This is a genomic window from Mesorhizobium sp. M8A.F.Ca.ET.218.01.1.1 (genome assembly GCF_004791165.1).
In the GTDB taxonomy this organism is placed as follows: domain Bacteria; phylum Pseudomonadota; class Alphaproteobacteria; order Rhizobiales; family Rhizobiaceae; genus Mesorhizobium.
Window position 1 is genome coordinate 1 of record NZ_SRUZ01000165.1, and the last position, 305, is coordinate 305.

The 305-nt window shown below is 63.6% G+C and carries 1 protein-coding gene; it reads right to left on the reverse strand.

What is annotated here, in order from left to right; all coding sequences use genetic code 11:
- Positions 1–248 (reverse strand): isoprenylcysteine carboxylmethyltransferase family protein (locus tag EN861_RS34850; protein ID WP_281041231.1); only part of this gene is annotated, 248 nt, incomplete at its 3' end.
- Positions 249–305: the final 57 nt, after the last annotated feature.

Sequence of the window (305 nt, forward strand, 5' to 3'; positions counted from 1 at the left end):
GCGAGCAGGCCGCCCGTGTACATGGGATGACGCAGCAAGCGGTATGGGCCGGACGTCACCAGCTCATGATCCTGCTTGGCGGAAACGGTCTGGCTCCAGTTGCGGCCGAGGGTCTGCCGCGCCCAGACCAGCAGCGCCATGCCGGCAACCGCCAGAACGGCGCTGATGCTGCTCAGGACGGGGTTGACGGGCGCGAAGTTGACGAAGCCAAACAATGGCAGGCGCGGCAGCAGGAAAGCCGCGATCATTGCAAACATCAGTCCGAAACTCTGCAGCAGATGCGGTTCCGTATCGCGTTTCACACC